The organism is Rheinheimera maricola (assembly GCF_016918075.2).
GTDB lineage: Bacteria > Pseudomonadota > Gammaproteobacteria > Enterobacterales > Alteromonadaceae > Alishewanella > Alishewanella maricola_A.
Genome location: NZ_JAERPS020000011.1, coordinates 1 through 15169, shown reverse-complemented (window position 1 = coordinate 15169; position 15169 = coordinate 1). Strand labels below are relative to the sequence as shown.

At 46.4% G+C, this 15169-nt stretch carries 16 protein-coding genes; 2 read left to right on the top strand and 14 right to left on the bottom strand.

Annotated elements, in window-relative coordinates; all coding sequences use genetic code 11:
• Nucleotides 1-39 precede the first annotated feature (39 nt).
• Complete coding sequence (locus I4W93_RS19450; RefSeq protein WP_205313538.1) at nt 40-672, bottom strand: response regulator transcription factor; 633 nt, start codon at nt 670-672, stop codon at nt 40-42.
• Between the two features lie 10 nt (nt 673-682).
• On the bottom strand, nt 683-4123 hold the full coding sequence (locus I4W93_RS19445) for a sensor histidine kinase (protein WP_205313539.1): 3441 nt from the start codon (nt 4121-4123) through the stop codon (nt 683-685).
• A 190-nt stretch (nt 4124-4313) separates the two neighbouring features.
• Here I4W93_RS19445 and I4W93_RS19440 point away from each other — a divergent pair, with 190 nt between their 5' ends.
• Nucleotides 4314-5084, top strand: a complete 771-nt coding sequence (locus I4W93_RS19440) for an EAL domain-containing protein (protein ID WP_205313540.1) — start codon at nt 4314-4316, stop codon at nt 5082-5084.
• Between the two features lie 196 nt (nt 5085-5280).
• Complete coding sequence (locus I4W93_RS19435; protein WP_205313541.1) at nt 5281-6468, top strand: cystathionine beta-lyase; 1188 nt, start codon at nt 5281-5283, stop codon at nt 6466-6468.
• Nucleotides 6469-6489: 21 nt separating this feature from the next.
• Here I4W93_RS19435 and I4W93_RS20575 read toward each other — a convergent pair whose 3' ends face one another.
• From I4W93_RS20575 to I4W93_RS19375, 12 genes are all read right to left on the bottom strand, one after another.
• On the bottom strand, nt 6490-8805 hold the full coding sequence (locus I4W93_RS20575) for an FG-GAP repeat domain-containing protein (RefSeq protein WP_205313542.1): 2316 nt from the start codon (nt 8803-8805) through the stop codon (nt 6490-6492).
• Between the two features lies 1 nt (nt 8806).
• Nucleotides 8807-9583 (bottom strand): hypothetical protein, encoded by a 777-nt coding sequence (locus I4W93_RS19425; RefSeq protein WP_205313543.1) that lies wholly within the window; start codon nt 9581-9583, stop codon nt 8807-8809.
• A 213-nt stretch (nt 9584-9796) separates the two neighbouring features.
• A complete protein-coding gene (locus I4W93_RS19420) occupies nt 9797-10060 on the bottom strand; it encodes a hypothetical protein (protein ID WP_205313544.1) in 264 nt (87 codons plus the stop codon).
• A gap of 9 nt (nt 10061-10069) precedes the next feature.
• Nucleotides 10070-10588 carry a hypothetical protein gene (locus I4W93_RS19415; RefSeq protein WP_205313545.1) on the bottom strand — a complete coding sequence of 173 codons (519 nt, stop codon included), beginning with the start codon at nt 10586-10588 and terminating at the stop codon, nt 10070-10072.
• A gap of 479 nt (nt 10589-11067) precedes the next feature.
• Nucleotides 11068-11523 carry a hypothetical protein gene (locus tag I4W93_RS19410; protein ID WP_205313546.1) on the bottom strand — a complete coding sequence of 152 codons (456 nt, stop codon included), beginning with the start codon at nt 11521-11523 and terminating at the stop codon, nt 11068-11070.
• A gap of 21 nt (nt 11524-11544) precedes the next feature.
• A complete protein-coding gene (locus I4W93_RS19405; RefSeq protein WP_205313547.1) occupies nt 11545-12048 on the bottom strand; it encodes a GrpB family protein in 504 nt (167 codons plus the stop codon).
• Nucleotides 12049-12118: 70 nt separating this feature from the next.
• Nucleotides 12119-12430 (bottom strand): hypothetical protein, encoded by a 312-nt coding sequence (locus I4W93_RS19400; protein ID WP_205313548.1) that lies wholly within the window; start codon nt 12428-12430, stop codon nt 12119-12121.
• A gap of 92 nt (nt 12431-12522) precedes the next feature.
• Nucleotides 12523-13017, bottom strand: a complete 495-nt coding sequence (locus I4W93_RS19395; RefSeq protein WP_205313549.1) for a rod shape-determining protein — start codon at nt 13015-13017, stop codon at nt 12523-12525.
• 109 nt (nt 13018-13126) lie between these two features.
• Entirely contained in the window at nt 13127-13621 is a 495-nt protein-coding gene (locus I4W93_RS19390; RefSeq protein WP_205313550.1) for a hypothetical protein, read from the bottom strand.
• 115 nt (nt 13622-13736) lie between these two features.
• A complete protein-coding gene (locus I4W93_RS19385; RefSeq protein WP_205313551.1) occupies nt 13737-14177 on the bottom strand; it encodes a hypothetical protein in 441 nt (146 codons plus the stop codon).
• Between the two features lie 159 nt (nt 14178-14336).
• Nucleotides 14337-14729, bottom strand: coding sequence for a hypothetical protein (locus I4W93_RS19380; RefSeq protein ID WP_205313552.1), 393 nt, complete (start codon nt 14727-14729; stop codon nt 14337-14339).
• Nucleotides 14730-14839: 110 nt separating this feature from the next.
• The gene (locus tag I4W93_RS19375) at nt 14840-15136 is read right to left on the bottom strand and encodes a hypothetical protein (RefSeq protein WP_205313553.1); all 297 of its coding nucleotides are present in this window, start codon (nt 15134-15136) and stop codon (nt 14840-14842) included.
• Nucleotides 15137-15169: the final 33 nt, after the last annotated feature.

Sequence of the window (15169 nt, the reverse complement as noted above, 5' to 3'; positions counted from 1 at the left end):
AAGCCTGCTTAACCGCAGGTTTTTTGGTTTTAGATCAACTTAGAGGCTAAGTTGATCTTTGTGAACGCCGAGAAACTGTGCCGCTTTGGTGCGGTTAGACACCTCCAGCTTTTGCAATACTGCCGACACATGCGCTTTTACCGTTTTTTCTGTGATATCCATTTGCTGGGCAATTTCCTTATTGCTCAGTCCGCCCGCCAGCAAATGCAAGGCTTTATATTGATTGCGGGTCAGGCTGGACAACTTTTTTTGCTGCTCGGTTTGCTGTAATTGGCTTTTACCCGCAAAACTAAACTGACCTTGCAGTAGCTGGGTAATGGCGGCAATAATATCGGCCAGTTGGGTATTTTTTGACAGAAAAACTGAGGCGCCGGCATTAAGACATTGCTGTTTTACATTGAAATCGTCATGAGCGCTGATGACTAAAATCGGCAGTTCCGGAAACTGGCTGCGAATAAAATACAACCCGGCTAAACCAGAGGTGCCGGGCATCGACAGGTCCATCAGTAACAGGTCGGTACTGTCGGCGTTGTGTTCCAGTATGTCAAACAGGCATAGATAATCCGAGGTTTTTTCGATATTGGTGTCGGTTAAAACCTGGCTTATACCCATTGCCAGGGCGTCCAAATACACTGGATGGTCGTCGGCAATAATAAGCTGATAGGTCGTCATCGGTGTCTCACTATGCGAATAGCCAAGCCAGGCGGGATGCCCGCAACGGCTTGAGTAAAAAATAATGTTCTGTCCCTGCCAACTGCCGATCGTCTTTGTTAATCGACATTAGCACCACGGTAGCCGCCTGATAAGACGCCAGCAGTTGGCCGCGTTGTGCAGCAGACAGCGGGTATAATAGGCAAGCATCGACAAAAAGCCAATGTACATCGGTCATTGTTGGCGGCAATTGCTGTGCACTGCTTACCTCAAGACCGTGTTGCTGCAGCAACTGCATTAAATGCCCTGCGGCCGTCTGATCCGGGTCGAGTATTAACGCCTTTTTGCTATTGCCGGGGCTGGCTAATTCGACGCTGTTAAACTGAAAACGAAACTGGGTGCCTTTTGCTGAGCTGTGTAGCTCCGTAGGTAGGGCTAGCACTTGGGTGATCTTCCGCACTATCGACAAGCCCAAACCGTGGCCTTGATAATTGGCTGTACCGCGCTGGAACGGCTCGCCCCACTGTTGATAAATACGTGCCGGTAAACCAGGTCCGGTATCGGCTAATGTCAGCACGGTATGGCTATGCTGCTGTGAAATACTCAAACGCAACCACTGGTTTGCACTAAGGTTTTGTATGACATTATCGATCAGGTTCATCAACAGCCGACTTAGCAACGCCTTGTCGCTGGTAACCCAGATCGACGGCGGATAATCTTGTTCCAGCTGCAACTGTTTGGCCGCTAATCGTGGTTGAAACTGTTGGCATAGCTGGTTAAGTAATGCCGACAAATCCAGGGCTGTCAGGTTGGGACGCACCTGGCCAGCGTCCAAACCTGAAAGCTCAACCAAATCGCTTACTAGCTGCCCCAGCATCTGGCTGCTGTTAAGTACACTTTGCCATTCGGCACTTTGTTGGTATTGCGTCGGCAGGGCCATACTTTGTGCATTAAGCTGTATCAGCGCCGCCAGATGCTTTAAATCATGGTTAGCGGCGGTGACCAAATGCAATTTTTGTTGCGTGATGTCGAGTATTTGCCGTTGTTGTTGTTCGGTTTGCGCCGTACGCTGCTGTACTTCCTGCTCCAGTGTTTGGGTATAGGCCAGTTGGTGTTGCAGTTGCTGCTGTTTAAGCGTCAGCCGCGAGCGATGCACCAAATATTTGTTGTACCAGATATAGCCGATAATCCCTAGCAGCACGCTGATATACGCCAGATACGCCCAGTACGTTTGCCACCAGGGCGGCAGAATGTGAAAATCCAATTGTTTTACAGCAGACGAGCTGCCATCGGCCAGCAGCACTCTTAATTGCAACTGATAACGGCCCGGCGCCAGTTTAGGGTAGTGCAGGCTGGTATCTGTGTGTGTTTGCCAGCGTTGGTGACCGGGCAACAGTTTGTACTGAAATTGCAGCACTGCACCCAGCGGGGTGGGGGCATAGCTGTAATGAATACTTAAATGGTCCGGGTTCACCAGACGAAACCTGTCATACTCAAACGCGACTGGCCCCGCTTCGGTACTGACACTGAGTATAGTTAAGCTGGCTGCTGACGGCTGCAGGCCAATTTCAGGGCTAATAAGGTTAATGCCCTGATTGCCGGCAAAATACAACTTGTCACCAAATTTGCCGCAATTGTATTGATTAAATTCACGCTGCAGCAAACCGTCAGCGGTTGTTAACTGGCGTTGTAGTTGCTGCTGTTGATCAAAAATGGCAATACCGTTGTGGCTGGCAATAAAGCTGAAACCCGATGTGCTTTGGGCCGCACACACCGCGGTTTTGCTCAGCAATTTATGTTGGTCGGGCAGTGACTGAAGTTGCAGGCCCTGTTGCTCAACCCTGGCGCTGTGTAAGCCAGAGTCGGCTGTTAGCACCAATACTGATTCGGGGCCTGTTTGCTGCAGATTAATGACAGTGTTCTCTGTCAGGTGTTGTTGCCAGTGTTGTGGCGGGCTGTCAGCCTGAAAGCGGGTACTGAGCATGCCCTTGCTATAAGCAGCAATAATCAAGTGATCATTCAGTAATTGCATTTTGGCGGTGCCATAAACTGGCAATGTATGCTGCCACAGGGTGCGGTATTCAGCGCCGTGGCGCTGCAACAGTTTCAACTGATTGTTGTATAACAACAGCAATTGTTGCTGTGGCAAACTAATCGCATCAACCAGGGTAATGTTTTGCGGTAGATCCGGAAATTGGCTGGCGGCACTGACCAATGGGCCATCCAGGCTATCCAGGGTTAAAATGCCATGCCGTTTGGTTGATAGCAGTAACTGCTGCGGCAAGGAAATTAGCACTGCCGGTTGCATAAGCTGCGGATACGGAATTTGCCAGAACAGGCGTGGGCCTGCATCCGTAGACCGGTAAAGATTAAGGCTGGCGGTGGTGGCAATTGCCAATAGATTCGGTTCGGTACCCAGATCTACCGACGTCGTTACCTGCGGCGAATCAATTGGGCCAAAAGGGCGCGGATAAAAGGCAGACACCCCGGCGTAAGAGGCCGGTATTACCGTAACGCCTTGATAGTCAGTAATTAACACTTCACCCTGACGGCTTACGGCCAGGCGTGGTGAGATACGGTGCTGATCCTGTACCGTCATAGCCAACTGCGGCAAAACTAACTGCAAGGTATCGCCTAATATCAGCAGCCCTGCGCTACTTAGCAAGTACACCTTGGCATCACTGGCGTACAGGCTATAAACAGTTTGGTGAGCAAATTGGCCAGGCAGCTGCCATTCGGTTAACTGACATTGCTCTGGTTGGCAACTGTATAATTTATTGCTGCGGGTAAAAAACCATAACTTATCGCCGTCACTGCTCCAATAGCGGATGTCCTTTACTAAAGATGGCGCAATCGATACCGTCTGCGGTGTTTCAGTTGGCTGATACAAAAATAGCTGGCTGGATGCCAACACCAGCACATGCTTGTTGTGCTGCATAATGGCGCGGACACCATCAGCAAAATAAGCGATAGGCTGTAATTGCTCGCTGGCGGTATCGAGTAAAAATATCTGGCCGTCGGCCAACATTGCCATATAGTTAGCACTTTGTGGCAGTACCAGGTGGGTTGGCCGCACCGGCAGGTTGATAGCCGCCACGGTGTAGCTACGGCTGTCTACCTTATGTAAGCCCTTTTCGGTTGCCAGCCACACAGTACTTTGGTCATCCACCGCCATACTGGAAATATAATTACTTGCCAGCCGGCCAGCAGTGTTGTCGAGATTTAGCTGCTTGATTTGGTTGCCATCAACGATATTTAAACCGTCCGGGCCAGCTAACCACATGCGGCCGAACTGATCTTCGCTAATAGCGTTAACCACATTGGACGACAAACCTGATTCACTGGTGAGCAGCCGGGCTCCCGGATGATAGATGTCACTTAATATCGGCTGCTGCACCGCAGCCGTAACGCATATTGACAGCAGTAGTAGGCATAACAGTAATGGCTTAACAGACGATAATAAAGACGACACGGGTGCTAACTACCTGTTGCAGCGATGAGCTGGTTACTATCGATATTACCGTCACAGCCCAGTGTTTACCACCTGAATTCACTTATGGTACTTGGGCATAAATTAACGCAATTTCAGCTGAAAAACTGGCAACTTAGGGGCGGGAGCGCTAAAGTCGAAACATATTTTCCTAATATCGCATCAAAACACTATGCAATTTCCCTCCAGTATTAAGCAACAAACCTGCAGTGACTGTTTAAGCGGTAAGGATTTAGGCTTTCAAATTCGTATGGCTTTTCAACCCATTATCGACTGGCAAAGCAAGAGTATCTTTGCTTATGAGGCGCTGGTACGCGGGCCAGAAGGTGAGGGTGCTGGCTGGGTTTTTGCGCATATCAACGAAACTAATAAGTACTATTTTGACCAGGCTTGCCGGGTTAAAGCGATAGAAACTGCCGCCAAACTGGGCTGTGGTACTTTTTTAAGCATTAATTTTTTACCCAATGCGGTGTATAACCCGGAAACCTGTATCAAAGCCACCATTGAAGCGGCAGACCTGTACGGCTTTGATTTAACCAAGCTGATTTTTGAAGTGACCGAAGGCGAGCAAATCCCCGATAAAGCCCACTTAAACCGTATCTTTAGCAGCTATGCTAAACGCGGCTTTCAAACGGCGATAGACGATTACGGCTCGGGCTTTGCTACGCTTGACTGGTTGATTGAGCTAAAACCACACATCTTAAAGCTGGATATGCAGCTTATCCGCGACATAGAGCAACACCCGGCGAAACAGTTTATTGTTGAACAAACGGTGGCGCAATGTGACTTGCAAGGCACTAAGGTGCTGGCAGAGGGCATTGAAAGCAAAGCCGAGCTGGAGTATCTCAGCGCCGTGGGCATTCGTTATTTTCAGGGCTATTATTTTGCCAAACCCCAGCTAGAGCAATTGCTGAGCGCCGGACAGATTGCTGTGCTTAGCTAGTTTTTAACAGCGGACAGGTTGGTGTTGCACTGCCTACGGTGCCAGTGAATAGCACAACCTGAGTTCAACATAATTAGCCTCGCAACCGCGGGGCTTTTTTATTGGGCATTAATTTTGGCGGATGACGCCACGGCAAAAAGCCTATAGCATAAGTAGACATCCGGAAGTCCTATCTGTCGGCACCATGGAGCAAAATATGAAACGAGATACCCAGCTAATTCATGCCGGTCGCGCAAAGCAATACACTGGCAAGGTAGTTAACCCGCCTGTTGTGCGCGGCTCTACCATAGTGTTTGATACCTTTGCTGAGCTAAAGCACGCCACGCTAAACCGGGGTAACCGGGTACCCTTTTATGGCCGCCGTGGCACCGATACTCATTTTGCCTTGCAACAAGCGATATGCGAACTGGAAGGCGGTGCCGGCTGTGCGTTGTACCCTTGTGGTGCTGCTGCGGTAAGTGGTGCTTTACTGGCGTTTTTAAAAAGTGGCGATCACTTGTTAATGGTCGACAGCGCGTACGAGCCCACCCGGGCTTTGTGCGAAAAGTTACTAGCCGGTTTGGGCATCGAAACAACCTATTATGACCCGCAAGTAGGCGCCGCCATAGTTGGCTTAATTAAGCCCAATACCAAGGTGATTTTTCTCGAATCGCCCGGCTCGCTGACCTTTGAAATGCAGGATATTCCGGCCATCACGGCCGTGGCCAGGCAGCACGGCATCGTGACTATTTTAGACAACACCTGGGCCTCGCCGATTTTATGCCAGCCGTTTGCGCTGGGGGTAGATGTGTCGGTGCAATCAGCCACTAAGTACATTGTTGGTCACTCTGATGTGATGCTCGGTACCGCCAGTGCCAACGAAAAACACTGGCCACAGCTGCGCGAATATAGCTATTTAATGGGCTATTGTGCCTCGGCCGATGACGCCTACACCGCACTGCGTGGCCTGCGCACACTGTCGGTGCGGCTAAAGCAGCACCAGCAAAGTGCGCTAACCGTAGCTAACTGGTTGCAACAACGGCCCGAAGTAGAAACCGTGCTACACCCGGCACTGCCGTCTCATCCGGGCCAGGCTATTTTTCAGCGGGATTTTTCCGGCAGTAACGGCTTGTTTTCTTTTGTGTTAAAGCAGGGTAGTCAGCAGCAGGTTGAAGCCTTTATCGAAGGTATGGCGCATTTTAAAATGGGTTTTTCCTGGGGCGGTTTTGAAAGCCTCATCACGGCGACTATGAAAGTGCAGCAGCTGCGCACGGCGACCACCTGGCCTTACAGCGGGCCATTAATCCGCCTGCATATCGGCCTGGAAGATGTGGATGATTTAATTGCAGATTTAACCGCGGCTTTTGCGCGGTTTAATCAGGCCAAGGTGAATGCCACCCCATAGTGGGGTGGCCTATTCCTGATATTACCGCTTACGACGACGCAGTGCTAACAACAGTAAACCGAAGCAGCTGAATACACCCAAGCTGCCGCCACTGGATGCCTGGGTTTCGCCTTTGACGTTTATCGTCACGGTTTGCGCAGCCGAGCTGGCAAATTTGTCCCTGACGATAAAGCTAAAGCTGACCGTTTGGTCGCTACTGCCAGCTGGCGTGTATACAAACAAGCCATTACTGCTATTCAGGCTTAACGTACCCACACTCGGCTGACTGGTTATTTCATATGAAATGACATCAGCATCGGCGTCACTACCTTGCACAGCACCATTTACCGGTGTCAGGTAAGACGTGGTGTAGCTGGTCGCTACCGCGACAGGGGCGGTATTGGTTAAGCTGATAGTGACATTTTTCTGCGCTGACGCGACCAGGCTGTCTTTTGCAATAAAGCTAAAACTTACTGCGTCCAGGCTGTCGCCTGAGGGCTGGTAACTTAAAGTGCCCAGCGTAGCGTCCAGCATTTGTAGCTGGCCATGTCCCGGTTGGCTTAGCAATTCAAACTGCAAGGTTTCAGCATCGGCATCTTGCGCACTAAGCGTGAGCTGCAGTACGGTATTCCAATGCGTGGCAATATTCAGGTTTTCTGCCACAGGCGCGGCGTTAGTCAGCTCAATGGTCAGTTCGGCTTCAGCGGATGAGGTATTACCTTTAACCGCATAGTACTTCAGTGTTTCGGTGCCGGTAGCGCCATTTGGCTGATAACTAAACTGGCCATTTTTCCGGTCAGTAAAGCTAAGCTGGCCTAACTTTGTACTGCTGGCTAATACAAAGTAGTCTACTTCAACGGGCATTTGCAGGTTGCCGGTTATCGCTCTGAGTACATGACCGCTCAGGCTAACAGCATCCGGTGCTGGTAAGGCTTCCGGGGCATCAGTTTGATACACCGCAACTTTGCTACCGCCAACAATGTAAAATTCTTTGCCATTATGTCGTGCCGACTGCGGATCGCCAGTGGTATTAAAGCCGGCAGAATGCACGAAATTGTTACTGCTGGTAGCCAGGTTATATTCGCCGAAGCTGTCGTCACAGCTATACAATGCAGAGTCCGCAGCAGAACTAGACAGGCCTTTAATCGGAGTTGGGCAAACATTGCGCGACTGGCTAACATCGCCGCTAGCAGACAAAAGCAACAGGTTGCCGTTGTAGTCGCCTGCCAGTAAGCGGGTTTCACCGCCGGTAACTACAGCTGTTAACTGCTGAAACTCTGCGTTGACGGTCAGTTGCTTTACGGTGTTATTGCTGTAGTTGTACTGATACAGGTTATTGCCCAGCAAACCATAAATATATTGGCCGCTTTGGCTGGTAACTGCATGCAGATCGGTTAAGCCTTGCCAATGAAAGCCCAGGCTGGGTGACTGTTGCACAATATCGCCAGTCAGGCCGTTAAGCACGGTAAAAAAACTGCCCTCAGAGCCGGTATGTACCGCGCCGTTGCCAACAATAATTTCATTTAAGCCATCATTGTTTGAGTCCGCAACCAGCAGGCCAGTAATGGTGTCGCCGTCGCCCAACAATGTACTGAAGCGCTCACTGCCATCAGCGGCATTCAGTACCCGCACCATAGCGGTATAAATTTGGGACGAGCCTATCACCAACTCAACTGTAGCGTCGTTGTCCAGCTCGGCCGCCACTACTTGCATAGTGTTGCCCCAATTATTGGCGGCAATACCGTGCCAAAGCCGAGTATTACTCTGAATGTCAAACGCCTGAATCACGCCACCATCATAGCCACTGTTACTGTTAATGCTGGCAGTAACCGCATCCAGATCACCGTCCTGGTCAATATCCACCAAGGTAACTGCGGCAGTGGGAAAGCCAATATCTTCGCTTTGCCATTTTAGTTGTTTACTGGCCAGATCATGAATATAGAAATAATCTCCACCAGAGCTGCTATAGCCAGCGCCCCAACCAATATCAAGGCTGCCGTCGTTGTCTAAATCAGCAATTACTATATTGGTTACGCCATGTTCAGGGTTGCTAATGCTCCAGAAGTCTTCTCCGGTTTGCAGGTCGAAGGCATATAAACTGCCCCACTGGCCGTCACCATAGACAGCATCTAACTTACCATCTTGGTTAACATCGGCCAGGATCAGCGCGTCAATATTCAGGTCGGCTTGCTTGGTCCACAGCACTTCTTCCGTTAACGGCGAGGTTAGCTTAATGGCATACCAGCTTTCGGCAGACAGTATCTCCGCCAGCCCGTCGCCATTAACGTCTACGGCATAGTTAAACGCGGCACTATCTGCAATTAAGGTCTTTTCCAGTGTTAGGCTGTTATTAGTCACGTTATAAATTTGGCCGTTTTTTAAACAGCACCTGCAAACGGTTTGCGGCAGTAAAAGCGCCAATTGCAGCAATCTCTGCGTCAAAGCCCGATTGTCTGCGTAATACTTGCAGCGTATGCGGGTTAACCAGCCGTAAATCACCAGTGTAGCTGGTTACAAGTAACACCTCGGTCTGCAGGTCTGTAGTACTTAGCAGCTGGTAGCTAGTTATGCCGTCAATATCGACACTGGCAACAACCTTGCGGCTAATTAAATCAAGTTTTTGCAGCTTGTTGTCGGTGCTGAAAAAAGCAAAATGGCCGTCGGTACTCAGGTCACGAAAATATTCCAGCTTGCCAATGCCAGATTCGAAAGGCAGCTGTTGTTGCAGGCGAAACTGGCCCTCCTTGGCAGCGGCAAACACGATAGATGCCGGGTTGGCCAACACCAGCTCTGTTACGCCATCACTATTGTAATCGCCATGCAGTAACCCATTTACGCCAATGCCCTGGCCCAGGCTGAAACTTTCAAATACCTGTTGCAGCTCGGCGCTCAAAGCTTGTTTACTGTGCTTATTGCGCAGTAATTGCGAGGTTCTATCACTGTGAGTTGCGACAGAAGGCTGAAAAGCGGCGCGTTGTTGCTGCAGTTCAGCTTGCTGATAGTTAATCCGGCTGTTTTGCGCCAGTACCGGCGCTGAGAACTGATTAACAGGTGCAGATGTTGCGGCCCTTTCAGCCAATACCGGCTGCGCCATTGTTGCCATTATGGCTAGTATTACAAAAGTATCCTTTTTCAAGCGTCTTACTCCATCACCGTAAAAGTTGTTTCCATTTTCGCGGCGATGTTATCACAATATTTAAACGTCAAAATAGCATGCTTTGCAAAAATAAATCTTCAAGTTAAATAGTGTGATTGGCTTGTTTTTTTGCCAATGCCATTAAGCAGAGTTATTGGATTTTTTCGGGCAATTTTCCGCGCAGCTTTTTGTCGTAAAAAGGCGTTAATACGCTTAATGCCTGGCAAGATTGGAGTGATGTATAACCCAATAGGCTAGCGCGACCAATACACCACCGACTAATACCGCGAGTGACCACAGCCAACTGTTAACAAACACCACAGCGCCGCGCTCTTTTTGCAGCCTGTTGGCATCGTTAAATACGGCTGCGCTAAAAGCGAGGTGCACTAAAAGTGCCGCAATCATTGGCAGGAAGTTCCACATCAAACCAAACGTCATGACCTGGTCGGGGTTAAAATTATTAAAATGAAAATCCATTTTTCCCTCTTATTTCTTATTGTTCAAAGCTTCTTTAATAATTAATTGCATTTTTGGCAAGGTTTCAGCTAAAGCTTCTTCTGTCGCCTTGTTGTAACTGCCTAATATATATTCATTTAAGTTAGCAGAAGCTTGTAGAAGCATTTGTAGTTCTTGTTGTGATTCAGGTTGCTCATACTTTTCTACAACAGCTAATATTTCTGTGTCTGTGTAATTATCTGTCCAGGTTTGAGAATATATTCTAATGGCTTCTTCTGTAGACCATGAGTTGGTAATTTCCAGCATCATGTTTTGAAATAAACCTTCGATCTCTTTAACTTGTTCTTCTGGTATTTTTGCTAAAGTCCCACTTAATTGACGCATAACCATTGCTACTTGATCTTGAGCAGCTTTTGCTTGCGCCTCTTTAGATTGAGATAATACTTGATCGATACCCATTGCATTGAGCATTCTCTCCGCGGGGCTTAACTCTGCAGAACTTACACTAAACGTAATACTACATAATAAAAATAATGTCCCTAAACGCATTCTACTTACTCCAATTGAAAAAGATCTAGCGAGGCTGCAGAACGCCCGCTGAGCGCATGGCTATTCTGTTTATTATTTGTTACGAACTTTGCATGCTTTTGGCCGGAATTTCAAGACAAGATTTTTGGCGATATGATGGCGCGCAAATAACGTTGATTAACGGCCTGGTTGGCTGTGGCGCGGCTTGTTATAAATTATTTAACGCTTTAAGCTGATAATCCTTTGCCGACATACAAAAAGCAATAGCACCATTTGGCTCTGGTTCAGGCTTATAAATCAAGGTTATTGCCGAATGCTGCATGCTCTCTCGCGTTAAACACAACTGGGCTAAAACATACCCCGGCTTTTCTTCCCTGCAATTTATTTATTTTTCTATAACTTAAATGTTGAAACAACGCGGCAATTTTTAGTAGGGTTACATAAGTTGCTAACGCCGCGCATAAAGCGCACAAAGTTGGCCGTCGGCCTGCAGCGCTTTGTTAGCAATTTGGCAGTGGTTTGGTTTCCATGTACTCCTCAAGTATCGCCAAACTACCATTCTCCTGCTTTTTAAGAATCATGTAGTAACCGGTATCCGTATAGCACTTTCGCTTAGAGTACCTGTTCGCCTTGAGTTTGTAACCGCCTTCAATTTCAGAAATCTTTATATCTGAAAATGTGCTGTTATCATTTTGCAGTTTTGCCAAGGGCATAACTTTCTTAACAAGTTCTTTCCATTGTGCACCAGTAAACTCCATATTTCTCTCTAGACCATGTGGATACACTCTATAAGCATGAATTTTTGCACTGTCATCATATAGCTCTGCTACCATCGGATTGAAGTCATCTCCAAGCCGAGTATAGTTTTGAAAGAAATTCTGGGGATCACTTTCAGCTCGCACTGCAGCCGTAAACAACATTACGAGAACACTTAAAATTCCTACTTTGTACTTCATTATTTCCTCTAGATTGCTTTGTTAGAGCATTTTATGAATTTGATCATAAAAGAAAACCTTTTCTTTTTGATAAAGCTCTTTGTCTAGCGGGTATTTTCTTTCAAGATCAGTTTTTAAACGATTTAATTTTTCAACAAGACTTGGATTTGACTTCATTATACGAACAAACCCAAGATGCTTTTCAATATTAATATTTCCGGTCTGAAATATATGGAAGTGAACCTTTCGCTTTTCCTTTGAAAAATACTCTCTACCCTCAATCCCATAGTCGCCCTTGTAATTAAAGCTTAAATTTTCAAGGTTAACTATATTGTTTTTGACGTGCTCTAATTCTGTTACTACGCCAAGTATATCAATACAGTCTTTCGCGTAGAGCCCTTCTACAGAAGTTGAACCAATATGGTGTAATTGAATAGCACCCTCATAGGCAGCAAGTATGGCTTGCTGCTCTTTGAGATAATCATTTGCCCATTCAATTTTGTATTTGCAAAGGTACATGCTGTGTAGCTCTAACGCTCGCCACACAGGCGAGCAACTTGTTGCGAGTCCAAGGCACGAAGTGCCTGAATGTGCTGGCGCTTGTTAAATGGCTTGATCATTTTTGCATGTAACCTTTAAATTCTTCTAAAGTGCTGGCTATTTTTATCGCTGTATCTGGTGCCATACCGATTGCTGGCATATAGAACACTTCACCTATCTCGTTTACTACAAGTAATTCACTACCACCATTGCCACCAAAGGTAACGAATCCTGGGGCATACTCCGGTAATTGATAATCACCGTTAAATTCTTCTAGTTCTTCAGGCCGCCATAATATATACCATTCTGGCTCTACCGAAAGTTCACCTTCGATGTAACCTTCATCTATCCAAAATTGGATTGTTTGCTTAATGGTATCGATATTCATGAATGCCTTTTAACGCTTTGCTAATTGGCTGCCGCAGCGCAGGCAGTCCCGTGGAGGCCAAGTTTGTGGCCGGAACGAAATTAAGTAACTTGTTAAGTGGCTTTGATTTTAGCTTTAACATCATCATAGCTCTGGACACGCACATTGATTTTACTGCCAGTATGGATCAACACTTCCCTTGCGCCTATCCCACTTGCAAGTTCACGTAAGACACGCTCCTCTATGTCGCTGAGCCCACCATCAGTTTTTTCTAGTTGATGCATGATTACTCTCGGCGCGGCTCTTAACTTTGAGCTATTCAGAGTAAAAATGCCATGCTGCAATATCTTTTCAGCAAGCATGAAATTTCCGATAAAACTTCTAGTGTGTGAAAAAGGGTTCGTTGTCTGAATAGTTGGCCCCGATAATGATTTAGCTTCTCGACCAATTGCCTTAATCTTTTCTTTTCCCTTTGCGCCTTCCAGGGCTATCCAAGGTTCAATTTCAATAAATTGCCCGGTTGAAAATTTCTGCATAGTGATTCTATTTTCACTCAACTCGACCAGCAGATCGAAGGAAAACAGGCTTCTAATAAATTCGAATATCAAATGCGGCCTCCAAGCCACTTAACGCTTTGCTAATTGGCTGCCGCAGCGTAGCGAAGGCAGTCCAGTGGAGGCCACGCTTTTTGTGGCCGGAACGAAATTAAGCAACTTGTTAGTTTGTTTTATTCTGCCTACTATCAGCTAGGAACAGCAAACCAGAGAAGATCAAACTACAAAGCCCAACCCAGCCAGCTAACCTACTATTTGCCGCATACTTTTCAACCAAGTCTTGATGACTCCTAACTGTTACACCATTTTGTACTACTTCATAAATTGTATAGTATTCATTCTCATCAAATGGTGGCGAGTGTGAGTCTGTTTGATCGTACAAAACACTAATCAATGCGCCTCTTTCAGCTAAAACACTGTGGACTTTACTTGTTTGCCTTCCAATAGAATGATAAACGAGATGTTTATCATTTTTTTTGAACTTAAACCTGATTGTATCCCCGCGCTTTCCGGTAGCCTTCACCCAATCAATTTGCCCTTCTATTTTGGTTAAATCACTACGATTCGGCACTTTTCCACTAATCGAGAAAAATATAAGTAATCCAACACCGAAGATGGCACAGATTACAGCTGATGTTTTTATATCACTAAACTTCATACGTACTTCGATATTGCCTTTGCAAACTAACGCCCAAATTTAGCGCGGAAAGCCGCGCAGCGGGTTGACGTCGCAGCCAGCGCTTTTTGCTGGCGATAATATTTGTTTGTTATAGCTACTTTTCATCTTCACTCAACAATACAGCCGCTAATGCTGGACGAACAACAGATAGTATAAGAACAATTATTATGATTCCGCTCATTAGCAATTTAATGACTCTCAGAAACCAGGCTTGTTCATGAAACGGGCCGCTTGTTTTTTCAAGCTCCAAATTTTTACTGAGTTGGGCGTATGCTTCATGAAGGTCTGCCTGCTCAGATATCTTTGGATACTCTATTACAATCCCAATTTTTGCTAATTCGATTCGAGCTTGAACTGACTGGTTTTGATTCACATACAGCATGTGATTTTTTACATCTGAAAAGTAATCAATCTCGCTTTTATCCAAAACATCAGCAATTTTTACTGCATCAACTAACCGCATATCCTGAACAAGAGGTCTGTATTCAGGTTCATCTGTTCTGGACCATTTGACTATTAAAATGGCTAACACCATCGAAGCACAGATAAATAAGATTAGTTTGTTTTCTTTTGTCAGATACTTATTAATATTCCTTTCTCCTATTTATGAGAAACAGCCTGTGCGTCGAAGTAGCTATAACGCTCAAAGCAGCTGCGCGGTACGCGTCGGCTGGCTTTGTTTGTTAGTTGTAATTTACTCATCATCCACCGGATATGCTGAATACTCTACAGCTATCCCGCATTTGAACAGCAACTCTATAACTTCCAAACTAAGCGTATATGACGCCATAAATTGATTATCATCACCTACGCCAAACCCCAAAGACAACTCCGCATTAACGCCCAAATCTATAAAGTTAACTCCAGTACCATGAATTTGCTTCAGGAAATCAAAAATTGAATCAGCTAATTCGTTTGGAGTTTCTGTGTCCGCAATTTCATACACACAACCATAATCTGAATAAGTTTTTGAACGTGTGACTGAGTCACCAGCCTCCCAGCATCTGAAAGGTTCTAAATGTACTTGTGGTTTGGCTTTTTCCAGAGAGTTTCTGGTGCCTCGAATTACTAGAGTAGCAAGATTCAAAAGCTGAATTTCCTTATTGCAACTAACGCCGCAAACACAGGCGAGCGGAACGATGTGAAGCGAGTCCAGTGCAATGCGCTTTTTGCATTGCACGATTGTGATTTGCCTTGTTATGTAGCATCTGGACTCTCATTTTTATTCTGTAGTTGAGTTGGTTTGAATACACCAAAAAAGGCAATGATAGTTAAAACAACAGCAACCTCGTAATAGTTTGTGCTACAGCGAAGAAGCCATAAAACTGGGAAAAGAACTCCCAGGACTTGCCATAAACTAATTAAAATAAAACGCCTACTATTTAAACTTGATACCAGTCTTGTGACGATGGGTTCTAATACAACAAGTAATGGCATCATACCTAGCACATAGTAAAAACTGATGGAATCAAACCATGACAATACTTCCGCCATCACTAAGCCTCAACTATCTCTTGCGACATAACG